Origin of the sequence: Agrobacterium sp. DE0009 (assembly GCF_007680755.1) — a bacterium.
Taxonomy (GTDB): Bacteria; Pseudomonadota; Alphaproteobacteria; order Rhizobiales; family Rhizobiaceae; genus Agrobacterium; species Agrobacterium tumefaciens_B.
Genome location: NZ_VEIU01000001.1, coordinates 579784 through 604167, shown reverse-complemented (window position 1 = coordinate 604167; position 24384 = coordinate 579784). Strand labels below are relative to the sequence as shown.

Sequence of the window (24384 nt, the reverse complement as noted above, 5' to 3'; positions counted from 1 at the left end):
CCGGGGTTTTCTTGTATCTGCGCTGCTGGTGTCAGTTGAACCGACCCGCGGCATGGGCAAGCATCGTATAGACCTTGCCGGTATCGGAGGTGAGGTAAGACTGGGTGACGGTGCGGTCGCGGTCGGTGCGGGCCACATCGGCGAGCAGCTTCTCGAAATCATTGATGTAGCGGTCCACGGCGGTGCGGAACTCAGCTTCCCGCTCATATTTGCGCTTGATCTCGTCAAACGTCGTCTGCCCCTTCAGCGTGTAGAGACGACGGGTGAAGACGTCGCGCTCGCCACGCTGGTAACGGCGCCACAGTTCCACGGAGGCATCATGGTCGATGGCCCGGGCGATATCGACCGAGAGCGAGTTCAGCGATTCCACCATATGGCGCGGATTACGGGTATCGGCCGCGCGGGTCGGCTGCTGCTCGGCCGTGGCGCGCGGTGTCGAGGCGGCAGGCGTTTCCTGCGATGCGCCACGCAACAGATCGCTGATCCAGCCGCCGCCTTCTTCGCGACGTCCAGCCTGGCTGGGTGCGACCGGCTGCGCCGGAGCGGGTGCCTGACGATTCTCAACTTGCCGGTTTTCGACCTGACGGTTTTCGAGTGGCAGCGTGCCGCGCAGGGCAGGTGCTGGCTGCTGCTGTACCGGGCGCTGCTGTTGAACCGCCGCCGGGGCAGCAGGCTGCGGACGCGACTCAACGCGGCGTTCTGCGGCGGGCTGGGTTGCGGCAATGGCGCGGGCGACAGGTTCGGACACTTCCATCTGATGGGCCGAGCGGCCGACGAGTTGGGAAATATCCTGAAGCGCCTTGATCTGCTCGGAAACGGCGCGGCGCATGGCGGCCGCGCTTTCCTTGGCTTCTTCCGGCAGGTCGAAAGCACCGCGTTTCAATTCCGCGCGTGTTGCATCCAGCTCGCGACGGATATCGTGGCTTGAGCGGCGGATTTCGTCCGTGGCGCCGGCGAAGCGGCTGACAGCTTCCTCGACGGCCTGACGCAACGTTTCTTTGAGGTTGGCCGCCGCGGCATTGGATTTCTCCGACGCACTGCCGAGAAGGTTGTCGACTTCCGAAAGCGAGGATTCGACACCGCCGCGCAGGCGGTTGACCAACTCGTCGGAATATTTCTGCGCATCCGAAAGCGTGCTTTCGATCGAACGGCTCGCATCCTGACCTGCAGCCAGCAGGGCACCGCGCATGGTCTGCGCTGCCGAGCGGGCGCGCTGCTCCGTCTCATCGAGCGAACGGCCGATATCAGAGAAGGACGCCTGCAGATTGTCACGCAGGTTGCCGGCAACGTTCTGCGAGCGCTCCTCGGCTTCGTTGAGCGTGGTTTCAACGACGCCAACGACGTTGCGCATCGCATTTTCGATTTCTTCCGACCGCTTGACGAGACCGACAGAAAGGCTGCGAAGCGCTTCCTGACGTTCTTCCAGCGTGCCGACGAGGCTCGACTGCGCTGCGTTGAGCAGTTCGGATGCCTGGCTCAGCACCTTCGAGTGTTCCTCGAAGCGACCGACGATACCGGCGACCTGGGCCAGCGTCTGGCCGGAAATGTTCGACAGGCGGTCGATCTTCCCTTCGAGCAGGCGGCTGGAACTGGAGACCATGTCGGCGGCCTGCGACGCAGACTCGGAGAAGCGTGTCGCAGAGGCATTCAATGCGGCATCAGCCGAGCCGAATTCCTGTGCGGCGCGCTCGACGGCCGAGTTGAAGTTGGTCGCCGACTGCTCGACGATTTCGGCCATGCTGTTATGGGTCTGCGACAGCATATCGGTGCTCTGGCGGGTGGCCGCGACGAGCTTGTTTGCCGCATCGCTGCCAGCGCGGGCATATTTGTCGATACCCTGTTCGACGGCGTCTGCCATGGCCGTGTGGGTTTCCGACAGCATGTCGGTGCTCTGGCGGGTGGCGGCAACGAGCTTGCTCGCCGCATCCGTTCCGGCAGCTGCGTAATCGCTGATGGCCTGTTCCACCATCCCGACCATGCCGCTGTTGCTCTGGGTCAGAAGCTCGGCACTCTGCTGGGCGGCGGAAACGATCTTCTCTGCGGCCTCACGGCCAATGGTGGCGTATTCATCAACGACCGGCTTCGCTTTCTCTTCGATGAGGCGCGAGAGTTCGGCAGACCGGCTGGCCAGCATCGAGTTGAGTTCGCGGGTGCGATTATCAAGCGCCGAGCGGATCGATTCGCCGCGCGCGTCGAGGGCGGATTCCACCCCGGTCAGCGTCTCCGAGATGACGCCCACCTGCGAGCGAACGACCGCTTCGGCTTCGGCAACCTTGTTGACGATGATGTTGCCGGCTTCCGAGAAGGTCTGGGCGACGGCAGCCGCCTGCCCGGAAAGGCGCGTCTGCGCATCCGAGATGCGGTTGACGATCTCGCCGGACTTTTCTTCGATTGCCTTCGTGAAAGCTTCGTTCTGCGCCTGCACCTGTTCTGCGAATTCCGAACCGGATTTCGAAAGCAGGGCAGAGGAGCGGGCGGCTTCGTCGCCGATGCTCTGGGTGGCGGACGTCACCGCGCCGCGCAGGCTGACGGCGAGATCTGTCGCCTTGCCTTCGATCGTGCGGTTGACGTTTTCGAGGCCGATGGTGAGAGCTCGGTCCATGGTCCCGAGACGCTCGTCGATGCGGGCCGCGCCGGCATCAAATGTCTCGGCAAGACGGCTCGTGCGGCTTTCGAACGTGTCTGCAACCCGTGTGGTCTGTTCGTCCAGAATGCCGGTGATGCGCTCGGCTGCTTCGTCGCTGGTGCGGGCGAAAACGGCTGTCTTGTCTTCAAGCGCTTCAGCAAAGCGGCGGCCAGCGTCGTCGATCGAACTGTTGACGTTGGCAAGGTCGCCGCCGACTCTGGTCTGGAGAGCGTCGAGCGAGGTCTCGATGCGGGCGCCGGTCTCGTCCAGACGGGTGGTGACATTGCCGATCGAGGTCTCGATTCGCGTGGAGAGGGCATCTGTCGCCCCGCCGATCTCGCGTGCGGCTTCGCCGATCTTCACGGCTATATCGCCGGCGCTGTTACGAAGGCGCTCTTCCAGCGTCTGAGCACTACCGTCAATCGCCTTTTGCAGGGTTTCCTGCTGGGTTTCGAGCGACAGTTCGAGCATGCTGGCGCTGGAAGCAACCGTTGTGCCGATCATCATCGCCTGCTCGGAGAGCATGTCGCCCATCTGGGTCGTCGCGGAGTTAAGGGTCGCGGCGATCTCCGCCTGACGCTGCTCGAGCGTCGTGCGGATTTCATCATGTGACTGCGAGAGATTGCTTTCGAGGCGGGTCACACCCGCTTCGACTGTCTGGGCAAAGCGGCTGCTGCCGTCTTCAACGACGCTTTCGATGCGGTTGGCGGCGCCCGATACGCTCTGTTCGATGAGGCCGCTGTTGCGTTCCAGCGAACCGGCGATGCGTTCCGCCTGGGAACCGAGCATGGTTTCGAGCCGCTCATGGCCACTGGCAAGCGCGTTTTCGAGCGTGAAGGCCGTGGCTTCCAGACGCTGACCGACACCGGCAGCGGCGAGCGAAAGTGACGAGGCTCTCGCATCCATGGCCTCGGCGATCCGCTCCTCGACACCCGAAATCGTCATGTCGAGCGCCATGGTGCGGCTGTCAAGCGCCTCCGCAATGCGCTCTTCGGCGCCGGAAACGATGCCCGATAGGGCAGCGGTACGGGTGTCGAGAGCGCTCGCGATGCGGTCTTCAACGCCGGCAACGGCGCTGTTGATGGCGGCGGTGCGGCCATCGAGAATATCGGTGATCTTCTCCTCAACGCCGGAGAAGCTCATGTCGAGCGCCATGGTGCGGCTGTCGAGCACGTCTGTGATCCGCTCTTCCGCACCCGAAACGATGGTCTTCAGCGAGTCCGTACGGCTGTCCAGCGCGCCGGCGATGCGGTTCTCGGCGCTGGCCACCAGATCGCCAAGGGCGGCGGTACGCGTGTCGAGCGCCTGGGCGATTTTTTCTTCTGCGCCGGAGAAGGTCATGTCGAGAGCCATGGTGCGGCTATCGAGCGCGTCGGTGATACGCTCTTCGGCACCGGAAACAACGTTCTTCAGCGAATCCGTGCGGCTGTCGAGCGCGCCGGCAATACGCGTCTCGGCGCTTGCAACCAGATCGCCGAGGGCCGCGGTGCGGGTGTCGAGCGCTTCGGCGATTTTTTCCTCTGCGCCCGAGAAGGTCATGTCGAGCGCCATGGTGCGGCTGTCCAGCGCATCAGCGATGCGTTCTTCAGCGCCCGAGACAACGGCGTTGAGCGCGGCGGTGCGGCCGTCCAGCGTTTCGGCGATACGGTGCTCCGCACCGGCAACGACGTCGCCGAACAGGGCTGTCCGGCTGTCGAGCGCGCCGGCGATTTTTTCTTCGGCGGTTGCCACGATGCCTGTCAGGGCCGACGTCCGGTTATCGAGGGTTTCGGAAAGGCGTTCCTCGACATTGGCGAAGGTCATGTCGAGCGACAGGGTACGGCTGTCCATGGCGTCTGCGATGCGTTCTTCGACGCCGGAAATCGCGCTCGTGAGGGCGGCGGTGCGGCCGTCAAGTGTATCGGCGATGCGGTTTTCCGCGCCGGAGACGACATCGTGCAGCGCCGCGGTGCGGCTTTCCAGCGTGTCTGAGATGCGGTCTTCGATGCCGGAGACAGCGCCCGTGATGGCGGCGGCACGGGTTTCAAGCGTTTCGGCAAGCCGACGCTCAACATCGGCGACAACATTATTGATGGCGGCAGCGCGCTCGTCGAGCATGGCGGCAAGGCGTTCCGCCGTACCGGAGACGGAGCCAGTGATGGCCAACGAACGGCTGGCGAGGGCCTCATCGAAGCGGTCCTGGCTGGCCGAAAGCGCGCCGAACAGGGCATTGCTGCGGTCCGCCAGCACGGCGTCGATCTTCTCATGCGAATTGGCGAAAGCATCGGTAATTTCGGCGGTGCGCTGACCGATTGCCTCGCTGAAAGCCTGTGTGCGGCTTTCGAGCGCGCTTTCCAGCATTTCCTGACCCGTGCCGAGCGCGGTTGCGAGCGCCAATGACTGATCGGTCATGGTGGCGCCGATGCGCTCGAGGCCGGAATTCAGCATCGTATCGAGGGCTTCAGAGCCACCGGCGACGGTTTCATTGATGCGGGCAAGGCTTTCCATAAGCTTGCTGTCGAGGCTGCCGGCGCGCTGATCGAAGGCGCTGGCAAATTGCGACACATGCTCGTCGAATGCGGAATTGACCTGACCGACGGTCGCCTGCAACCGCTCTTCATAGAGGCCCGAGCGAAGATCGAGATCCATGATGGCGTCGTCAGCGGTGCTCTGCAAGCTCTGACGGAAGGAGAGACCTTTTTCTTCAAGCGTGGTGGAGAGCTTGTCGAGAACCGTATCCAGTGAGCCGCCGATGACCTGCTGGCCGCGCTCGATATTGCGGTTGAGCTCCAGCGTGCGCGTCGAGAGCGTCTCGTTAAGCTGGCGGGTGCGTTCTTCAAGAGCGCTGTTGAGGCTCTCGACACCGCTATCCAGCGTCGACGCATGGATTGCGAAACGCTCCAGCAGCACTTCACCGCGCTCGTCGAGCGTCGAGGTGAGGTTATGCAGACGCATGTCGAATTCGTTTGAGATCGTCGAACCGGAAGAATTCAGCGCCTGAAGCAGGTTTTCGGTCTTGGCGGCAATCAGGCTGCCCATCGCTTCGGTCGAGGCGCGCGATTTTTCGAGGAGAGCCGCCGAACGCGTATCGATCATCGAAGCGAAAGCTTCGCCGGTCGTCGCAATCCGCATCGAAAGCTCTTCGCCGACGATGGACAGTTCTTCCTTGATCTGTTCCTGGGCGCCGACAATGGACGAGCGGATGCGCTCGGCATGGTTGACGATCGCGTCGCGTTCGGCGGTCAGCTCCTGCACGAGGCTGCGCACGCGCAGTTCATTGTCCGCATAGCTGCGCTCGAGCGCGTTGACCTCGGAATGAACAAGCGTTTCGAGCTCGGTGGCCCGGGCAATCGTGCGCTCGATGCCGTCATTCATGGCAGAAACTTCGCGGCGCACCGCCTGACCGACGGACATAATGCGGTCGGAGGCAACAGTTTCCGGCTCGGCAAGACGAAGCGCGACTTCCGCCATCGAGCGGGCGGCGTTACGTAGGTCGCGGGCGCGCGCCATCATGATCGCGAAGGCAAAGAACAGCATGACCGGCACAAGTATGCCGACGACGATGGCCATCAGGCCCGGAATTGCTGTGAGATCAGCCAGCGAGCCGATGTTCCAAAGGGCGTTGCCATAAAGAAGGTGGGCGACGCCGAGGCCGCCGAGCGCCCAGATGATTGACATGATCGTGGCGTTGCGAAGCGCGCCGCCGATCGATCCGCCTTCCAGCGATTTCAGGATCATGGCCGGGCTGCGCTTGGATCCGTCATTGGCGGCTTCGAGATTGGGCGAGCGGGGTGTCTGTTCGACAGGCGCGCGTGCGGCCTCGGGAGCAGGGGACGGTCTGCTTGCTTCCTTCACTCTGGCCTCCGGCTGCTTCGGCGCTGCAGGTTTCCGCGTCTCCGGCTTCTCTTCGAAAGCGCCAAGCTGCAGGGCATCTTCCAACGCCTGAAAAGCAGTCTCGTCGACAGAGTCGCTGATCTTGTTATTCGCCATGCGGTTACGCCTCGTTACACTTACGCCCGGCTTCATGCCGTTGACCCACCTGCGATACGCAAGCAGACTGCCGCCATCATGCCAGCGGAACTCGACCCTCAAGAGAGAACAGTCCCGCCATTTACCAAATCCCGACTGCTGGTGACCCAGCTTTCGGGCGAAATTACATCACCATGCCGCAATAACAAAGCTTGAGCTTAAGCCCTGAGAGAACGGCAGTACCGTAGTGACACATTTAGGTGTTCGAAACAATTAATGCGGATTTGCGGCAGGGGCGAAGTGTCGGCTTTTTAACAGTTTTTAAACCGGAGTTTCGCGCTGAACGCCTTGTTTCGCCTAAGTTTAACATAAATTAACCATAGCAGAAGATTTTCGCCAGCGTCACGCCGTAATTTAAGCCGATAGCAGCTGCCACAATGCGTGAATACGACACAGATGTGACACGAAACAGGAAATGGTGAGACAGGATTCCAGCCATGGCAGCGGTCAGTATTGTTTTCGAAGCGCCCGATAATTACGGCAGCATGCCTGCCGCCAGTCAAAAGCCGATCGATTTCGATCATCTTTCCAGACAGACAATGGGCGACAAGGATTTGGAAATCGAGGTGTTGCAGCTCTTCAGCCGCAACGCGCGCGCCGCCCTGCACGAGATGATTGGCGCGGATGACAAGTCGGTTATTGCGACAGCGCACCGGCTGAAGGGTTCGGCTCAGTCGGTCGGCGCATCCGCAGTTTCGGCTGCCGCGACTTCGGTAGAAGAAAAGGGCAATGACACCGCGGCAATCGCGAAACTCGCAGCTGCCATTGTCGAGGCCGAAAATTTCATTTTGAAACTTTGCCGATAAGGCGGTTCTTATACAATTGCCGTTTCGCCCAAGCCGGTCATGCCTGAAGCTCGTGAAGCGGGTTGCCAAGGCGGGCCGGCCTTTCTATGTGTTTAGAACAGTTCTCAGACCAGATTTTGGATTTCCAGCATGACAAAACTCACCATCGTTGCCTTTGACGGCACGCCTCATGAACTCGACGTCAGCAATGGCTCCACCGTCATGGAGAACGCGGTTCGCAACTCCATCCCCGGCATCGATGCGGAATGCGGTGGCGCCTGTGCCTGTGCGACCTGTCATGTCTACGTCGATGACGCCTGGGCCGAGCCTGTCGGCGGGCCGGAACCGATGGAAGAGGATATGCTCGACTTCGCTTTCGACGTTCGGCCGACATCCCGGCTTTCCTGTCAGATCAAGATGAATGACGATCTTGATGGTCTCGTCGTTCACGTTCCCGAGCGCCAGGGCTGAAGCCGTCAAGCGCTGGTTCCCGACAGAAAAAGCCCCGCTCACCTGGTAGCGGGGAGCGGGGCGAGGCGGGTACGCAGCATGCAGGCGAGGGAGGAAACACCTGCGAGCCCTCAAGTGCGTACCGGGAGAACCGGAGGCGGCATGTCCCCGACGCCGCCTGGCTGCAAGGTCCTATACCGTACGAAGAACGTATAATGAGTCTTGGCGCCCGCACCATGGCGAGAATTCACGGGTGAGATAGGACATGACGTAACGTCATGCCCCATCACTCATGATGATAAATGGGACTGCTTGGGGCTGTTCAGCGGCGCGTCTGGCCCTGGGCCAACCGGTTCTTCAGAAGCCGGGTCATGCGGGCATCGAAGTTCTTCGACTCCACCATGTCGAAGCGCATCTGGTCCTTGTCATGCTCGTCCATGACGGTCTGGGTGATCTTGCCGACCATGCCCTGCAGGGTTTCGCAGCTCTTTTGCGGCCGGAGTGATGTCAGTTGCCGTTCAAGAGAGCGGGCATAGGAGCGGGCAATTTCCGCGTGACGCTCCTCGTGGCGCTTGATGTCTGCAAGCAGCGTATCCCATATGAAGGCGAGTTCCGCCGTCGTCCGGCGGCGGTTCTTCCACTGCGGCAGCAGAATGCGCGTGTTCAGGAGCACCTTCGCCGTGCCGACGCTGCAAAGGCCGTTTTTCTCGACATAGGTCAGTTCGCCACCGAATTTGATTTCCGTCGCGCCGGGATGACGTGCACCGGTATTGCGGGTCAGCGGACCGTGTTTGGATAGCTGTTGATCGAGATCGGCCGCCGTCTTGCCGCCGATCGAGAAATAGGAGTAGGTCTTGCGGACGATGGTATCGGAAAAAGCCGTTCCGGGGAGGGAAAGCGCTGCTACGACCGCCATAGCGGCGCAAAGAGCACGTGATGATTTGGTCATGACCCGGCCTTCCGGTTGAACTTGAAAGAGGTTTGCTGCATAGGCGGAGTGGAACTTATAAGAATTGGCATAACACTCCGTTATTCCCGAAAGGCGCGTGTTACGTGATAACAGTCGGCAGCAACGCCTGGCAAGCGGCCCATGGCCGCTCCCTGAAACTTGATGGGCGTGGCCGTATTATGGCCATCGTGAACGCCACCCCTGATTCCTTTTCCGATGGCGGCCGTTATCTCGCCATCGATGCGGCCTTTTCCCATGCGCTGACCTGCGTGGAGGAGGGCGCTGACATCATCGATATCGGCGGCGAATCAACGCGTCCGGGTGCAGCGGCGGTGACGGAAGCCGAAGAGCAGGACCGCGTCCTGCCCGTCATCGAAAAATTGCGTCGCGAGACGGATGCGCTGATCTCCATCGACACGTATCGCGCCTCAACGGCAAGGCTGGCGATCGCAGCGGGCGCGCATATCGTCAACGATGTCTTCGGGCTGCAGAAAGATCCTGACATGGCCGGCGTGGTTGCCGCGTTTCGCGCCGGCGTCTGCATCATGCACACTGGCCGCGACAGGCAGAAGCTTGCCGACGTCATCAAGGATCAGTTCGAATTTCTCGACCGATCGCTTGAGATCGCTGATAATGCCGGCATCAGCCGCGAGGCCGTCGTGCTTGATCCGGGATTTGGCTTCGCCAAGGACGAGGAAGAGAATGTCGCACTGATGGCGCGCTTCGGTGAATTATCGGCGTTCGGGCTGCCGGTTCTGGCCGGCACGTCGCGGAAGCGTTTCATCGGGTCGCTGACGGGCCGGGATTCCGCTGCGGATCGCGATATCGGAACGGCAGCGACAACGGTCGTGCTGAGGCTGGCCGGCGCTGCCGTTTTCCGCGTGCACAATGTCGCCGCGACGCGTGATGCCCTGGCAATTGCCGATGCGGTCCTTGCCAAAACCACTGCAAAGGCCGATGCCTAGTTTAACGAGTGCGGGAATGCCGTCCCCCGAAGATGGGACGATGTTGCTGCAAAACAGTCCTGCCATGGAGGCGATGCGATGAGCCGCTATACCATCATCCTGAAAAACTGTTCCTTTTTCGCCCGTCATGGCCTCCTCGAGCAGGAAGAGGTGCTAGGCCAGCGCTTTTTCGTGGATGCCGAGATGGAAGTCGAAGCGGGCGATGCGCTGGAAACGGACGATATCGAAAACACTGTCGATTACGGCGTGGCTTTCGCCGTCATCGAAAAGATCGTCGTGGGACAGCGCCGTTACCTGATCGAGGCCTTGGCGAACGATATCGCCAAGGCGCTGCGCGCGCGCTACCCGCAGATCGTCTGGCTCAAGATCACCGTGCGTAAACCCTCTGCGCCCGTTCCCGGCATTCTCGATTACGCGCAGGTGAGCGTTGAACATCGTGCCTGAGACGATGACGGTGGCCGCACTGGGTCTTGGCGGCAATATCGGCGATCCAGCCGCCGCGATGGCGAGAGCACTGCGCGAACTCGATGCGCATGCCGATTGCCATTTGCTTGCCGTTTCCGACCTCTACCGTACCCCGCCATGGGGCAAGACGGATCAGGCGGACTTTTTCAACTGCTGCGCTTTGGTCGAGACCGGGTTGACGGCGCCCGCGCTGCTGCAACTCTGTCTCGATATCGAGAGGGGCATGAAGCGGGTGCGGACGGAGCGCTGGGGGCCGCGCACCATCGACATCGACGTGCTCACCTTCGGTAATGAGTCTGTCGTAACGGAAAGCCTTGAAGTGCCGCATCCGCGCATGACCGACCGCGCTTTCGTGCTGCTGCCGCTCGCCGATATCGCGCCTGATCTCAGGGTCAAGGGAAAGCCCGTCAGCGAATGGCTGCAGCAAGCAGATGTCAATGGCATTGTCCGCGCAAACGAAAAACGGGAGTGGTGGACACTCCCGTTTGGCGACAGCTGAGAAGATGATGGCTTTTACGGCTTGATAGAGCCAACGGCGATCTGATCGATATCACGCGCCAGCGTCACGCCGATGACGGGGATCATCTGATCTGCGACCTTGACCGAAATGGTGATATTCATCGAATTGTCGTTCGACACGCGTGCAACCATCGCGCCGTTCAGCTTGGCGCGGTTGATGCCGACGACGACCTTGTCACCGCTCACCTGACCAGAGGTGATGTCGAGCCCCTTGCCGCCAGCGCCATCGAGAAACTTGCCCTCGTAGCTGTTGCCCTTCTGGCTGATGACGGCAGACATGGGCTGGCTGAAAACGCCGACGCGGCAGGTGCCGCCGAGTTTGATGCCGGTCTGCTTGTCGTCGAGTGGCTCGCCCGTCAGGTCGCAGGTGAACTTGGTGCCCTTGTACTTGCCGGCAACGATTTCGCCCGGGCCTTTCCAGACGCCAGCCACCGAGCGAAAGAAGACGTCGTCACGATCGCGCGGTGCGGCATGGACGTCAGACAGACCGAAGCCGCCACTGACGGACAATATGGCGGCAAGTCCGCCCATAAGCGAAAAGAAGCGCGAATACATGATACTTTCCCCGGCGAAGAAGCCTGTTCGATAGGCTTCAATCTAGCGGCGGAATGGTTAATGCTTGGTTTATTTCGAGCTAATTTGCGGATTTGTCCGTAACCTTTTGGGAGATCAAAGGCCCGAAAATCAGGCCTTATCACCGCTTTTTCCGCCGCTTAAATCGGGTGTGAGGTCAGACATGAAATCGCCGATCCCTGGCCGCTTCACTGCCCGGAATGGCAGGGGTCGGCAAAGATCCATGGCGGCAATACCGATTCGTGCCGTCATCAGCCCGTTGATGACGCCTTCACCCAGACGGGCGGAGAGTTTCGAGGCGAGACCATGGCCGAGAACCTGCTGGGCGAGCCCGTCGCCGACGGCAATGGAGCCCGTAACGGCAAGATGCGCAACGACATCGCGAAGCAGCCTCAGCATTCCAAGCGTTCCGGGCCGTCCGCCATAGAGCTCCGCCATGGCGCGGACGAGGCGTGTGACTTCGAACAATACATAAGCAAGATCGACAACCGCTCGCGGGCTGACCGCTGTGACGACGGACACACGTTTGGATGAATTGAGAATAAGGGCGCGTGCCTGACGGTCGAGCGGAACGAGCAATTCCCGTTCGGCAAGTTCGATCAGATGCGGGCCATCGATGACGTCATTTTCCGTGTCCTTCAGTGCTGCACGCCCCTTGGCGGTTTCAGCACGGTGCGAAAGCACAGCATTGAGCCGTGTGACGATGGCGCGGGCGGGCTTGGCGCTTTTCTCAAGGCTGGCTGTCTCGGCATCTGCCTTAAGGGATTGCACCGCATTGAGCCGCATGATGCCAAAGACTTCGCGCCCGACTAGGGCGAGAACCGCAGCAAGCGCAACGAGAAGCGATACCGTCGCCGTATAACCCAGCCAGTCGGACCGCGAAAACAGATTGCGAATAAGCTGATCCGCCCATAGTCCGAAGGCGAGCGAGAAAAGCACCCCGAATGCGCCAAGCGCCACCTTGCCGAAGGAAAAGCGGCTTTTCTTCGGGGTTGCGACCGGAAGCGCGGCGGCGTCGATATCTTCGGGCGCCAGAAACGGATCGTCCTCGTCCCGTGTCAGGGAAACCTCGGCGTCGAAGCTTCGCGGCGAACGTTTTTGCGCAGCGGGCTTGCTCGCCCTGTCCTCTGTCTCGAGCGTGAAAGCAGCCGGGCGGCGTGTCTGCGGATCGTTTTGAGTGGGAGCCTTCATGCGAGCTTGTCTCCGAACAGGAACTGCATGGCGCGGTCGAGCCTGATATGGGGAACGGAAAGCCGGATGCCGCCGCTGCCCGGCTCGTCAATGTTGGGCGGCCGGAAGCGCACGACATTGACGTCCGGCAGCGAGGCCTTGTCTCCATCCCGGTCAATGCTGCGGAACAGCGGTTCCGGATCGTCGGGCAGGTCGCCGGGAAAGATCGCCGTTTTGCGATTGCCGTCGAACGTTTCGCCATTGATGGTTTCGCCGGCCATCGGCGTGCCGACGATGACGGGAAGTTCGTGGCCGTCCTGCCGTACGCTCGCCTCTCTGGTGGCGCGTACGGAGGCGAGCGCCATGACCTCAATGCCGGCGCCGTTCATGCCGATGGTTGTGATGGCCCGGTCTACCAGGCGGCGGGTGAGGCGCTCCAGCCGGTCGTGGCTTTCATGGTGCAGATGGTCGGCCTTGGTGGCTGCAATCAGCACCTTGTCGATACGCCTGCCGATCAGGGAGGAGAGCAGGCTGTTTGTGCCGGGGCGGAAACAGGCAAGCACGTCGCCCAGCGCCCGTTCCAGATCCTGTACGGCTTCCGGGCCGCGATTGACGGCCTGCAACGTGTCGATCAGAACGATCTGCCGGTCGAGGCGGGCGAAATGTTCGCGGAAGAAGGGTTTGACGACGATCGATTTGTAAGCGTCGTAGCGTCGCTCCATCATGGCGCGCAGCGAGCCCTTCGGTGCTTTTTCGTCAGTGAGGCCCGGCAGGGGTGCAAATGTCAGCGCTGGCGATCCCTCGAGATCGCCCGGCATCAGAAAGCGCCCGGGCGGCAGCGTGGAAAGCGATCTTTCGTCGGATTTACAGGCCTTCAAATAGGCTGCGAAACTTTCCGCCAGCCGCCTGGCCGTCATTTCATCGGCAGGTGCATTGATATCCAGCGAGGAAGCGATTGCCAGCCATTCCTGCGCCAGTTCGGCGCGGATGCCACTTTGCGCAAGGGCAACGGTCGCATCGCTGAACTGCTTGTAATCCTGGGAAAGCAGCGGCAGGTCAAGCAGCCATTCGCCGGGGTAATCGACGATATCGATGGACAGCTTTCCGGCGGAAAACCAGCGACCCCAGCCACTGGCGCTCTGATAATCGAGCGTGATCCGCAGTTCCGAGATAGCGCGGGTCGAATCCGGCCACAGCCTGTCACGGACGAGCGCCTGAATGTGATCTTCATATTGAAAGCGCGGGATTGCGTCGTCCGGCTGCGGTTCAAGCCGCACATTCGACACGCGTCCAGAGCGGATGGCCTCGAACAGCGGCAGCCGACCGCCATTCAGGAGATTATGGACGAGGGACGAGATGAAAACCGTCTTTCCCGCGCGCGAAAGGCCGGTGACGCCAAGCCGCAATGTGGGATGGGTGAGGTTGCTTGCACGGTCGGCCAGATTATCGAAAGCGATCAGCGCGCTGTCTGTCAGGGACGTAAAGGAAGGCGACAATGGCAATTTCCTGGCTGTGTTTAACGGTCACGGCTGCAATATAGGGAGGTGCGCCTGCCCAAAAAAGAAGCGTCCCAACCGATTTTCAGCGGGCGGCTGGGTGAAATTCCCGCGACAATCTTTGAAGATTATTTTCCTGGAGCGAGAAAATCGACGAGCCGCCAGCGATCTCTACCGTTCGCAAGGCTGTCATCATGGTCGAGAACTGCAAGACCCGATGTTGGAAAGCCCGAGGGCAGGGCGGCGTGCAGCAGGTCCTCGCCGATCATCGCTTCCAGCGTCGCCTCCATGGTCGGATTGTGGCCCACCAGCATCACTGATCGGGCTTCCGCCTGCGCGGCTATCAGCGACAGATAGGTTTCGCTGCGCGCGTTATACATCTCATCGATGTAGGAAATATCGATGCTCTCATTGAAGGCCCGTTGCCATGCCTGCGTCGTCTGCCGGCAGCGCGTGGCGGTGGAGGAGAGGAGGAGATCGGGGCGGTAATGCCTGTCGGCCGCAAGGTCCGCAATGACCTCCGCCTCGGCAAAACCGGCATCGTTCAATCCCCGGTCGAAATCCCGCTCCCCCGGGGCGGCCCAGGCGGCCTTGGCGTGGCGCAGAAGATAAACGCGGCTCGGGGAAGATGCTGTCAAGGGCGGGACCGGCTTTCGAGTGGCAGGGTGGTGACTGAATGCTACAGGATAGGGTTGCAGGACCGCAAGTCCCCTTTCCTGTTGGTAAGTCGCGCTGAAGTGATTGAAGAAGAGATCGCTTCAATACGAATAAAGGATAAAAATTAGTCATTTAGATGATTTTTGTGTCAGTTTTAAAAATGCCCGAAAACTGATCTGTACACTTGAACCGGCCACTATCATTGGAGTATACACCGCCGCATTGAGATGTTCTTCGAGGAGAATCGCGTTGAGTGAGAAGATCGATCTTAGCAAATATGTGCTCTCGGAAGACGAAGAGTTCATGAATGCCAGCCAGCGCGCCTACTTCCGCGCGAAGCTCATAGCCTGGAAAAACGATATCCTGAGAGAAGCGCGCGAGACGCTCGGACATCTCGCCGAAGAAAGCGCCAACCATCCCGATCTCGCCGATCGGGCCTCTTCCGAGACAGACCGGGCGATCGAGCTTCGCGCCCGTGATCGTCAGCGCAAGCTGATCTCCAAGATCGATGCAGCCCTTCAGCGGATCGAAGACGGCACCTACGGCTACTGTGAGGAAACGGGCGAGCCTATCGGGCTCAAACGTCTGGACGCCCGTCCGATTGCCACGCTTTCCATCGAAGCGCAGGAACGTCACGAGCGCCGCGAAAAGGTTTATCGCGACGAATAAGGCGACGCCTTGTTGCCTTGGTGAATAAGAAGACAGACAAAAGGGCACGGAACTCGCTTCCGTGCCCTTTCTCGTTTCGTGTCTGAGTGATGGACCCGCTTTCGTCACCGGTCGCGCGTGACGGAGAGCTCTCCGAAGATACGCGCCATTTCCTTCTGCATGTCGCCTTCAGCAACCGCACCCGTAACGGGCGCTGGCGCGGGCTGGTTCTTGACCGGCTTCTCCGCGGCGACCGAAGCGGAGGGTTCGTTTTCCGCCTCCTTGCTTTTGGCGATCTCAGCCTCAAGGAAGCTTTCGAAATCGCTGGCGAGCTCGTCGGAAAATTTAGGCTCCGGGCCGCTCGGAGCCACAGCCGGGGTCTCGGGTTTGGGCGGGAAAGGCGCCGGGGATGGCGGTTGGGCAGACTTCAGGTCTGGCAGAACCCGGTCCCGGGCGGCATCGAGGAAATCGGCAGCGATGGACTGATCGACCACCGGTTCACGCGCTGCGAACACGGGTGGGGTGGGTTCAGCTGTCCGTTGATCCAGCTTCGGCTCAATTTTGGGCGAGGCCGCGACTGGCGGCGCGATGGGGGCCGGGGTCGACACAAACGGGTCGACGCGGGAGGGTTCGGTCCTCGCCGCTGGCGTTTCCACGGGGGCGGTTGCCATCGGCAGGATCGCGGCGGTCGGCGCGACGACTGGGATTGGCGGCGGCGTGGGCCGCGGGGCCTCCCGATCTGGGGAGACCTGCTTTACTGGCGGGGCCGGTTGACGCGCTGTCACGGACGGAATTGACTGAGGCTGAAGTTGCGGCTGCGGCTGAGGCGGCGTTGAGGGCCGTGGCGACGCGGGCGCAGGTGTTGCCACGACCGGTGCGGGGCGCGGCGCAGGCGCGGAAGGCGCGATAGGCTCCGGCCGCTGTGTCTGCCTTGCGGGTTCTTCCGGGATCGAGACGGAAGCGGTCGCCGCCTGCTGCGGCAGAGATGCCCGGCGCTCCTGCTGGATAATGGCGTCGCCCTTCTTTGCTTCGCTCTCCTCGCGCGGCAGCGCCTTCAATTCCGGCTCCTGCACATCCCTGACAATCGGAATGGCGCCAATGCCGCTTTCGATCACGATGTCCGTCGGGCCGCCGATCATCACCAGATGTTCGACATTGTCGCGCCGCACCAGAACCAGGCGGCGGCGCGCATCGACGGCCGTTGCATCGAGAACCTGGAGGCGCGGCTGACGGTTGCGGCCGCCCCGGATGAACGGGGCCGAACCGCTGCGGCGGCGAATGAGCCAGAGCACGATCGCCAGAATGAGCAGCGCCACGCCAACACCGACCACGGCGACAATGAGATTGTTTCCATAGGTGCCGATAAAATCATCCATCATGGACATCATCCCTTCAGACTTTTTTCGAGCAATTAATATTGCCGCGGTTCTCATAATGTGAACGTCGAGCAGGAAAAGACGATTTTTTAAGGGAAGATACAAGCTTTCTTCCCGCCGCCCCACAGTTTAGTCAATCCAGCCGAATACCCGCCACGAAAGCGCCACATCCTGGCTTTCAATGCTCAGCGACACCGAAGGTTGCAATTTCAAGCCCAAGGGTCTGCCAATTGTTTGCTGTGTTGCTCCATAATCGATTTTCTAGGCTTTATTCGACACTCGCCCTGGCCTTCGTTCTCGTAGGGCCATCGCCCGTCAGGGCAGAGGACGATAGTGCGCAAACGTCAAAGACGATGAAGCAATTCGTACAGGAAAACCCCTCCTGTATCGATTTCACCGATGGTTGCTCGGTCTGCACTGTCTCGCAGGGAGAAATTTCCTGCTCTGCGCCGCGGATTCAGTGCCAGATCAAGCCGCTCGTGTGTACGAAGCCGTAAATTCACCGGTTTTTCAGGCGGATCAGGTGTTTTCGCTGTGCGTTTTTAAGCCTTTGTGTCCTGGCGGAGCTTTTTGCAGGTCAAGCGAGTTGCTACAAGAAATTCTGCTGCCCGATTCCGTCGAGGAATAAGGCCGACCGAATGACGACCTGCACGACTGCGAGGCCAAGATGACACGGGTGCGCGAGACAAGCGACAACGACCTTCCGCTGGTGGACAGGCGCGCCCGTTCCGGCACGGTGCTGCGTATTCTGCTTCTCGCTGTCGTCCTGATCGCTGCTGCGGCCGCTTTCGTCTATTTCAAGGATTCGCTGGAAAACGAAATCGTGCTCGGCATTCTTGGTGTGCTGGCCATGATGGGCATTTTCTTTCTGGTGTCGTCGATCATCGGCTTCATCGAAGTCATGCCGCAGTCGCAGTCAGATGGCCTTGCGCGCCGGTTCCTCTCCGCCCACCCCGAAGGCACGCTGATCACAGACGCCAAGGGACATATGGTCTACGCCAATGCCACCTATTGCCGGATGAGCGGCACCACCAAGGCAAGCGACATACAGAGCCTCGAGACACTGTTGTCGCGCAGTCGCGAATCGACGGAGGCCCTTTACCGGCTGATCAACGTTCTGCGTGAAGGCCGCGACGGCTACGAAGAGTTCCGGTTGCTGAAGCCGCTGGGGGAGGATTCCAATCAGGGCCCACATTGGTACCGGTTGAAGGGCCGCGTGCTGAAAGATGCGGGCGGCGAGGGGCTGCACGTTTTCCAGATCGCCGACATTACGCCTGAGCGCGAGGATCAGGAGCGCTTTTTCCGCGAGTTGCAGAACGCCATCGATTATCTCGACCACGCACCGGCTGGGTTCTTTTCCGCGGGACGCAAGGGCGAGATCGTTTACCTCAATGCCACGCTCTCGGAATGGCTGGGCATTGATCTTGCACAGTTTTCGCCGGGCTCGATGACGATCTCCGACATCGTGGCCGGCGAAGGCATGGCCCTCATCGAATCCGTTCATCCGCAGGGTGCTGCCAAGCGCACCGAAATTCTCGACCTCGACATGCGTCGCGTCAATGGCCAGAGCATGCCCGCGCGCCTCGTGCATCAGGTCACCGCCAAGGATGGAGCCCCGGGCGAGAGCCGGACGATCGTGCTGATGCGGCCCAAGGGACAGGAGGATACCGAATCCTCGTCCGCCATGCGCTTCACACGCTTTTTCAACAATACACCGATGGCAATCGCCTCACTCGATGGGGAAGGCCGAATCCTGCGCATCAATGCGCCTTTCCTCAAGTTGTTTTCCGGCGTCGTCGGGCGTGACGATATCGACCGCGGCGTCGCGCTTGAAACTGTTCTACATGACAATGAGAAGCCGCGGCTGGAGCAGGCGCTCGCCGAAGCCAAGGATCGCCAGGGCGATATCGCGCCCTTCGATTCCCGCCATCCAAGCGATGAGACGAGGCATTTCCGATTCTACGTCAACGCCGTCATCGATCAGGACGACGAGGCGCCGGAAGAGGTGGCAATCGTCTACGCCATTGAGGTGACTGAGCAGAAGGCGCTCGAAACCCAGATGGCGCAAACGCAGAAGATGAATGCCGTGGGCACGCTGGCGGGCGGCATCGCCCACGACTTCAACAACGTGCTCACCGCGATCCTGCTGTCGTCGGACCATCTGCTGCTGCAGGCGCGTCCGGCTGATCCGAGCTTTGCCGATCTCATGGAGATCAAGCGCAATGCCAACCGCGCCGCCGTGCTGGTACGCCAGCTTCTGGCATTCTCGCGCAAGCAGACCATGCGCCCGGCAATCCTCAACCTGACCGACGTCATCGGCGATTTGCGGATGCTGGTCGACCGTTTGATTTCGGGCACCAATGTCAAGCTGGAGGTCGATTACGGCCGGGATCTGTGGCCGGTGAAGACAGACCTGTCGCAGTTCGAGCAGGTGCTCATCAATCTCTGTGTCAATGCGCGCGACGCCATGCCCGATGGCGGCAAGATCACCATCAGGACGCGCAATGTCGACGCAAAAGAGATCGCTGCGCTCGGCCGTCCCGAATTCCCGGCCGAAGACATGGTGATGGTGGAAGTTGCCGATAACGGCACGGGCATCCCGCCGGAGATCATGGACAAGATTTTCGAACCCTTCTTCACCACCAAGGAAGTGGGCAAGGGCACGGGCCTCGGGTTGTCGATGGTCTATGGCATTGTCAAGCAGTCGGGCGGCTACATCTATCCCGAATCGGAAGTTGGCAAGGGAACGGCCTTCCGCATCTACCTGCCACGCCATGTTGTCGAGGCCGTTCAGGTGAGCGGCCAGCAATTGGGTGAGGCCGCACTCGCGCCTGTCGTGGCGGCGGAACCCGCAAAGGAAGAACCGCTCGACCTCACCGGCAAATCCGCCGTCGTGCTTCTCGTTGAAGACGAGGAGGCGGTGCGGCGCGGCGGCAAGCGCATGTTGGAAACGCGCGGCTACACCGTGCACGAGGCGGGCTCCGGCACAGAGGCGCTGGAGGTGATGGAGGAACTGGAAGGCAAGGTCGATATTGTCGTCTCAGACGTTGTCATGCCGGAAATGGATGGCCCGTCGCTTCTGAGAGAGCTGCGCAAGTCCTACCCGGATCTGAAATTCATCTTCGTATCCGGTTACGCCGAAGATGCTTTTGCCAAAAACCTGCCGGCAGACGCCAAGTTCGGTTTCCTGCCGAAACCCTTCTCGCTGAAGCAACTCGCCATCGCCGTTCGCGAGATGCTGGACGACAAGGAGTAGGGAGCACGGGCGGCGCAGATTCGTCTGTCCTGTCGTCGCTCTACCGCGTCAACCCACTGCAGAAATGCCCCGCCGACACCATGGCTGGGCGTCGTGCCTTGCCCGGGCTGCGCTCTATCCGCACTTTTCATGATGTTTCGCCGCTTCGCAAACGCAATAGTGATTGCACCCTAGCGCAAGGGGCTTAAAATCGCATTTTAACGACCTAGATATGGAGAGGCGAAGTTCTCCCTCCTGGCAATCAGCTGTCGGTTTGAGAACAGTTTGGAGAATGATGAAAGATGATCGCTAAGCCGATCTACATGCAGGGCGAGGGCGAAGGGGAAGACGGGGGCGGTACCAACCGCGGAACGTCTGTTATCACCCGCGTTAAGCCGAAGACAAAAAGACCGAATTTGTACCGTGTTCTTTTACTGAATGACGACTACACTCCCATGGAATTCGTTATTCATATTCTGGAGCGTTTCTTCCAGAAGGATCGCGAAGCGGCAACGCGCATCATGCTGCACGTGCACCAGCACGGCGTCGGCGAATGCGGGGTGTTTACATATGAGGTCGCAGAGACGAAAGTAAGCCAGGTCATGGATTTCGCCCGACAGCACCAGCATCCGCTGCAGTGCGTCATGGAAAAGAAATGAGGATCGCAACGTGCCAACTTTTTCCCCGAGTCTCGAGAAGGCGCTGCACCAGGCACTGACCTTTGCAAATGAGCGTCACCACGAATATGCGACGCTCGAACATCTCCTTCTGGCGCTGATCGACGACGCGGATGCCGCAGCCGTCATGGGCGCCTGCAACGTCGATCTCGATGCGCTTCGCAAGACTGTCAACGATTATGTTGACAATGAACTGACCAACCTTGTCACCGGTTACGACGAGGATTCCAAACCGACATCCGGCTTCCAGCGCGTCATTCAGCGCGCCGTGATCCATGTTCAGTCGTCGGGTCGTGAGGAAGTGACCGGCGCAAACGTGCTTGTGGCAATCTTTGCCGAGCGCGAGAGCCATGCCGCCTATTTCCTGCAGGAGCAGGAAATGACCCGTTACGACGCGGTCAACTACATCTCCCACGGCATTGGCAAGCGCCCCGGCACGTCTCAGACGCGCACGCCGCGCGGCGCCGACGAACCGGAAAGCGAGAACAAGCCGAACCGGAGTAATCCGGAAGAGGACGGATCGTCCGCCAAGAAGCAGCAGGATGCGCTGAAGGCTTATTGCGTCAACCTCAACGAGAAAGCCAAGAACGGCAAGATCGATCCGTTGATCGGTCGTCACGACGAGGTCAACCGCACCATCCAGATCCTCTGCCGCCGCTCCAAGAACAACCCGCTTTATGTGGGTGATCCGGGTGTCGGCAAGACGGCGATTGCCGAGGGCCTGGCCAAGCGTATCGTCGAAGGCAAGGTGCCGGAGGCGCTCGCCAATGACACGATTTTCTCGCTCGACATGGGCACGCTGCTGGCCGGCACCCGTTATCGCGGTGATTTCGAGGAGCGTCTGAAGCAGGTCGTCAAGGAACTCGAGGAGTTTCCGGGCGCGGTTCTGTTTATCGATGAAATCCACACCGTCATCGGCGCGGGCGCGACTTCCGGCGGCGCGATGGATGCGTCTAACCTGCTGAAGCCTGCGCTTTCGTCGGGTGCAATCCGCTGCATCGGCTCGACCACCTATAAGGAATATCGCCAGTTCTTCGAAAAGGACCGCGCGCTCGTGCGTCGCTTCCAGAAGATCGACGTCAACGAGCCGTCGATCGATGATGCGATCGCGATCATGAAGGGCCTGAAGCCCTATTTCGAGGATTACCATCACCTCAGATATTCCAATGAGGCGATCAAGGCTGCAGTCGAGCTGTCGGCGCGTTATATTTCCGACCGCAAGCTGCCGGACAAGGCGATCGACGTGATCGATGAAACCGGTGCGGCACAAATGCTGCTGCCTGTTTCCAAGCGCCGCAAGCTGATCACCGAACGGGAAATCGAAGCGACCATTGCGACGATGGCCCGTATTCCCGCCAAGACGGTCTCCAAGGATGATGAGATGGTTCTCGCCAACCTCGAAAAGGAACTGCGCTCGGTCGTTTACGGGCAGGACATCGCCATCGAGGCATTGGCTACGGCCATCAAGCTGGCCCGTGCGGGCTTGCGCGAACCGAACAAGCCGATCGGCTCCTATGTCTTCTCCGGCCCGACGGGCGTGGGCAAGACGGAAGTGGCCAAACAGCTTGCCGCTTCGCTCGGCGTCGAGATGCTGCGCTTCGACATGTCGGAGTACATGGAGCGTCATACCGTGTCGCGCCTGCTTGGTGCACCTCCCGGCTATGTCGGCTTCGATCAGGGTGGTCTCCTGACCGATGGCGTCGATCAGCATCCGCATTCCGTGGTGCTGCTGGACGAAATCGAAAAGGCGCATCCCGACATCTACAACATTCTGTTGCAGGTGATGGACCACGGCTCGCTGACCGACCATAACGGCAAGAAGATCGACTTCCGCAACGTCATCCTCATCATGACGACGAATGCGGGTGCCTCCGAAATGGCGAAATCCGCTATCGGTTTTGGTTCTTCGCGCCGCACGGGTGAAGATGAAGAGGCGATCAACCGCCTGTTCACGCCGGAGTTCCGCAACCGTCTGGATGCGATCATTCCGTTCTCGCCGCTGCCGACCGCCGTTATCCACAAGGTCGTGCAGAAGTTCGTCATGCAGCTGGAAACCCAGCTCTCCGAGCGCAACGTCACCTTCGATCTGCATGAAGATGCGATCTCCTGGCTGGCGGAGAAGGGTTACGACGAAAAGATGGGCGCTCGCCCGCTGTCTCGCGTGATCCAGGAGAACATCAAGAAGCCGCTCGCCAATGAAATCCTCTTTGGCAAGCTGAAGAAGGGCGGCGTCGTCAGCGTCACCGTCGGCAAGAAGGATGACGGTGCCGATGGCCTCATACTCGAGGTTCTGCCGGAGACCGCACCTGTCAAGCCGCAGCCGGAAGCCGAGCTGAAGGCGGCGAAGTCCCCCGGCAAGGCAAAGTCGAAAACCTCCTCCAAGGCAGCCAAAGCCAAGGAAGAGGCGGATGTTCTCGTAGCCGAAGCCGATAAGTCCGACGACGCCGACAAGCCGCGGCGCAAGACCAATGCGGTACCCAAGGTGCCGAAAAAGAAGTAATCACGGTCTTTGATCGATAAACAGATGCCGGGCGAAAGCCCGGCATTTTTATGCATGAAGTGCGCCGCTCTTTCTGGCATTGAGGGCACAGTTTCATATTTCATCCAGTATGACGTTGCCCGACGCCACGGCGTTTTCAGACGACATGCACGAGTGGGTTTGCAATGCAAAATGCCGACAGTCACACCATCCCATTGCGCGGCTGGTTTTTCAGGGGAATGCGGGGCATTTTCTCGCTGCCTTCGCTTATTCTCATGACATCCTTCGTCGGTTTCAGCGCTTTTGCAATGGAATCGGGCGTGGCCCGCGGCGAGGCCGTCTTCATGACGCTGTTCATCTGGGCGTTGCCCGCCAAGATGATCCTGATCGGCTCCATGGTTGGCGGTGCCAATCTCGCTGCGTGCTTTCTGGCGGTGACTTTGTCATCTGTCCGCATGATGCCGATGGTTGCCTCCATCGTTCCCGAGATGCGCGGCGCCAAGACGCCGACCTGGATCTTGCTGTTTCTCTCCCACTTCGTTGCGATCACAGCCTGGGTCTTCGCGACGCAAAACCTCTCGAAGGTGCCCCGTGAGGGCCGCGCTGCTTGGTTTGCCGGTTTCGGTATCACGCTCACCGTGGTCAACGCGATTATCGTAGGCCTTTGCTACGGTGTCGTCGCCGCGTTTCCGCCGCTGGTTGCTGGTGTCCTGTTCTTCCTGACGCCCGTCTATTTTATCGCGTCCATCTGGGCCTCGGCGCGTCACTCGGTCGTCAAGGTCGCCTTTGTCATCGGCGTTATCGCCGGTCCCGCCTTTGCTGTGATCGCCCCGGAATTCGACATTCTCTATGCCGGCATCGGCGGCGGAACATTGGCCTATGTGATCGACCGTCTCGTTTTCCGTCGCAAGATCAAGCCGACGTCGCCGGAAGGGGAACCATGATGACTGACCATTGGTGGGCACCCTACCTTTTCATCGCCATCGCAGGCTGGCTCGCGACCGATATCTGGCGCTGGCTCGGTGTGCTTGCAGGCAATCGGCTGAAGGAAGATTCCGAGGCGCTTTATTGGGTGAGGGCGGTCGCAACCGCCCTCGTCATGGCGGTCACCGCCAAGCTGATCGTTTTTCCGACGGGAACGCTTGAGTCCTCGCCGATGTGGCTGCGCATCGGTGCGGCAGTACTCGGCTTTATTGCCTTTCTGGCCGCCGGCCAACGCGTCATCGTCGGCGTCGCGGTCCCGATCATGCTGTTGGCAGGTGGTTTGTTCGTGCTTGGATTCTAACGCGCTTATCCGAATATTAAA

At 60.3% G+C, this 24384-nt stretch carries 18 protein-coding genes; 11 read left to right on the top strand and 7 right to left on the bottom strand.

Features of this window, described 5'->3' with window-relative positions:
- Window positions 1–31: 31 nt before the first annotated feature.
- Window positions 32–6595, bottom strand: coding sequence for a hypothetical protein (locus FS804_RS03050; protein ID WP_144574590.1), 6564 nt, complete (start codon window positions 6593–6595; stop codon window positions 32–34).
- Window positions 6596–7071: 476 nt separating this feature from the next.
- Here FS804_RS03050 and FS804_RS03045 point away from each other — a divergent pair, with 476 nt between their 5' ends.
- A complete protein-coding gene (locus FS804_RS03045; RefSeq protein WP_144574587.1) occupies window positions 7072–7440 on the top strand; it encodes an Hpt domain-containing protein in 369 nt (122 codons plus the stop codon).
- 129 nt (window positions 7441–7569) lie between these two features.
- Entirely contained in the window at window positions 7570–7890 is a 321-nt protein-coding gene (locus FS804_RS03040) for a 2Fe-2S iron-sulfur cluster-binding protein (protein WP_144574584.1), read from the top strand.
- Between the two features lie 301 nt (window positions 7891–8191).
- Here the strand turns inward: FS804_RS03040 and FS804_RS03035 are convergent, their stop codons facing one another.
- Window positions 8192–8818 (bottom strand): DUF922 domain-containing Zn-dependent protease, encoded by a 627-nt coding sequence (locus FS804_RS03035; RefSeq protein WP_144574581.1) that lies wholly within the window; start codon window positions 8816–8818, stop codon window positions 8192–8194.
- A gap of 179 nt (window positions 8819–8997) precedes the next feature.
- Between FS804_RS03035 and folP the strand changes: the two genes are divergently transcribed.
- The 3 genes from folP (at window position 8998) to folK (ending at window position 10747) form a co-directional block, all read left to right on the top strand.
- Window positions 8998–9783: a dihydropteroate synthase gene (gene folP / locus FS804_RS03030; protein ID WP_144576309.1), complete on the top strand. Its 786-nt coding sequence runs from the start codon at window positions 8998–9000 to the stop codon at window positions 9781–9783.
- A 78-nt stretch (window positions 9784–9861) separates the two neighbouring features.
- Window positions 9862–10227 (top strand): dihydroneopterin aldolase, encoded by a 366-nt coding sequence (folB, locus tag FS804_RS03025; protein WP_063951134.1) that lies wholly within the window; start codon window positions 9862–9864, stop codon window positions 10225–10227.
- 4 nt (window positions 10228–10231) lie between these two features.
- Window positions 10232–10747, top strand: coding sequence for a 2-amino-4-hydroxy-6-hydroxymethyldihydropteridine diphosphokinase (folK, locus tag FS804_RS03020; protein WP_186376727.1), 516 nt, complete (start codon window positions 10232–10234; stop codon window positions 10745–10747).
- Between the two features lie 14 nt (window positions 10748–10761).
- Here folK and FS804_RS03015 read toward each other — a convergent pair whose 3' ends face one another.
- The 4 genes from FS804_RS03015 to FS804_RS03000 form a co-directional block, all read right to left on the bottom strand.
- Window positions 10762–11322: a hypothetical protein gene (locus FS804_RS03015; RefSeq protein WP_063951132.1), complete on the bottom strand. Its 561-nt coding sequence runs from the start codon at window positions 11320–11322 to the stop codon at window positions 10762–10764.
- A gap of 129 nt (window positions 11323–11451) precedes the next feature.
- Window positions 11452–12531: a YcjF family protein gene (locus FS804_RS03010; RefSeq protein ID WP_144574578.1), complete on the bottom strand. Its 1080-nt coding sequence runs from the start codon at window positions 12529–12531 to the stop codon at window positions 11452–11454.
- A complete protein-coding gene (locus tag FS804_RS03005; RefSeq protein WP_144574575.1) occupies window positions 12528–14006 on the bottom strand; it encodes a YcjX family protein in 1479 nt (492 codons plus the stop codon). The genes FS804_RS03010 and FS804_RS03005 overlap by 4 nt, the downstream gene beginning before the upstream one ends.
- Window positions 14007–14134: 128 nt before the next feature.
- A complete protein-coding gene (locus FS804_RS03000; protein ID WP_144574572.1) occupies window positions 14135–14644 on the bottom strand; it encodes a histidine phosphatase family protein in 510 nt (169 codons plus the stop codon).
- Window positions 14645–14912: 268 nt separating this feature from the next.
- Between FS804_RS03000 and dksA the strand changes: the two genes are divergently transcribed.
- Complete coding sequence (gene dksA / locus FS804_RS02995; protein ID WP_063951129.1) at window positions 14913–15332, top strand: RNA polymerase-binding protein DksA; 420 nt, start codon at window positions 14913–14915, stop codon at window positions 15330–15332.
- 104 nt (window positions 15333–15436) lie between these two features.
- Here the strand turns inward: dksA and FS804_RS02990 are convergent, their stop codons facing one another.
- Window positions 15437–16699 (bottom strand): flagellar biosynthetic protein FliO, encoded by a 1263-nt coding sequence (locus FS804_RS02990; protein ID WP_144574569.1) that lies wholly within the window; start codon window positions 16697–16699, stop codon window positions 15437–15439.
- Between the two features lie 655 nt (window positions 16700–17354).
- Here FS804_RS02990 and cckA point away from each other — a divergent pair.
- The 5 genes from cckA (at window position 17355) to FS804_RS02965 (ending at window position 24363) form a co-directional block, all read left to right on the top strand.
- Complete coding sequence (cckA, locus tag FS804_RS02985; RefSeq protein ID WP_144574566.1) at window positions 17355–19943, top strand: cell cycle histidine kinase CckA; 2589 nt, start codon at window positions 17355–17357, stop codon at window positions 19941–19943.
- A gap of 281 nt (window positions 19944–20224) precedes the next feature.
- Entirely contained in the window at window positions 20225–20581 is a 357-nt protein-coding gene (clpS, locus tag FS804_RS02980) for an ATP-dependent Clp protease adapter ClpS (RefSeq protein ID WP_003502541.1), read from the top strand.
- A gap of 10 nt (window positions 20582–20591) precedes the next feature.
- Window positions 20592–23099 carry an ATP-dependent Clp protease ATP-binding subunit ClpA gene (clpA, locus tag FS804_RS02975; protein ID WP_063949076.1) on the top strand — a complete coding sequence of 836 codons (2508 nt, stop codon included), beginning with the start codon at window positions 20592–20594 and terminating at the stop codon, window positions 23097–23099.
- A 164-nt stretch (window positions 23100–23263) separates the two neighbouring features.
- On the top strand, window positions 23264–24022 hold the full coding sequence (locus tag FS804_RS02970; protein ID WP_063949075.1) for an AzlC family ABC transporter permease: 759 nt from the start codon (window positions 23264–23266) through the stop codon (window positions 24020–24022).
- Window positions 24019–24363 carry an AzlD domain-containing protein gene (locus FS804_RS02965; RefSeq protein ID WP_186376643.1) on the top strand — a complete coding sequence of 115 codons (345 nt, stop codon included), beginning with the start codon at window positions 24019–24021 and terminating at the stop codon, window positions 24361–24363. The genes FS804_RS02970 and FS804_RS02965 overlap by 4 nt, the downstream gene beginning before the upstream one ends.
- Window positions 24364–24384 lie beyond the last annotated feature (21 nt).

Excerpts from the sequence above, each read along its gene's own strand:
- FS804_RS03050 (WP_144574590.1), bottom strand. The coding sequence starts at position 6,595 with ATGGCGAATAACAAGATCAGCGACTCTGTCGACGAGACTGCTTTTCAG.
- FS804_RS03045 (WP_144574587.1), top strand. The coding sequence starts at position 7,072 with ATGGCAGCGGTCAGTATTGTTTTCGAAGCGCCCGATAATTACGGCAGC.
- FS804_RS03040 (WP_144574584.1), top strand. The coding sequence starts at position 7,570 with ATGACAAAACTCACCATCGTTGCCTTTGACGGCACGCCTCATGAACTC.
- FS804_RS03035 (WP_144574581.1), bottom strand. The coding sequence starts at position 8,818 with ATGACCAAATCATCACGTGCTCTTTGCGCCGCTATGGCGGTCGTAGCA.
- folP (WP_144576309.1), top strand. The coding sequence starts at position 8,998 with ATGGCCATCGTGAACGCCACCCCTGATTCCTTTTCCGATGGCGGCCGT.
- folB (WP_063951134.1), top strand. The coding sequence starts at position 9,862 with ATGAGCCGCTATACCATCATCCTGAAAAACTGTTCCTTTTTCGCCCGT.
- folK (WP_186376727.1), top strand. The coding sequence starts at position 10,232 with ATGACGGTGGCCGCACTGGGTCTTGGCGGCAATATCGGCGATCCAGCC.
- FS804_RS03015 (WP_063951132.1), bottom strand. The coding sequence starts at position 11,322 with ATGTATTCGCGCTTCTTTTCGCTTATGGGCGGACTTGCCGCCATATTG.
- FS804_RS03010 (WP_144574578.1), bottom strand. The coding sequence starts at position 12,531 with ATGAAGGCTCCCACTCAAAACGATCCGCAGACACGCCGCCCGGCTGCT.
- FS804_RS02990 (WP_144574569.1), bottom strand. The coding sequence starts at position 16,699 with ATGATGTCCATGATGGATGATTTTATCGGCACCTATGGAAACAATCTC.
- cckA (WP_144574566.1), top strand. The coding sequence starts at position 17,355 with ATGACACGGGTGCGCGAGACAAGCGACAACGACCTTCCGCTGGTGGAC.
- clpS (WP_003502541.1), top strand. The coding sequence starts at position 20,225 with ATGATCGCTAAGCCGATCTACATGCAGGGCGAGGGCGAAGGGGAAGAC.
- FS804_RS02970 (WP_063949075.1), top strand. The coding sequence starts at position 23,264 with ATGCAAAATGCCGACAGTCACACCATCCCATTGCGCGGCTGGTTTTTC.
- FS804_RS02965 (WP_186376643.1), top strand. The coding sequence starts at position 24,019 with ATGATGACTGACCATTGGTGGGCACCCTACCTTTTCATCGCCATCGCA.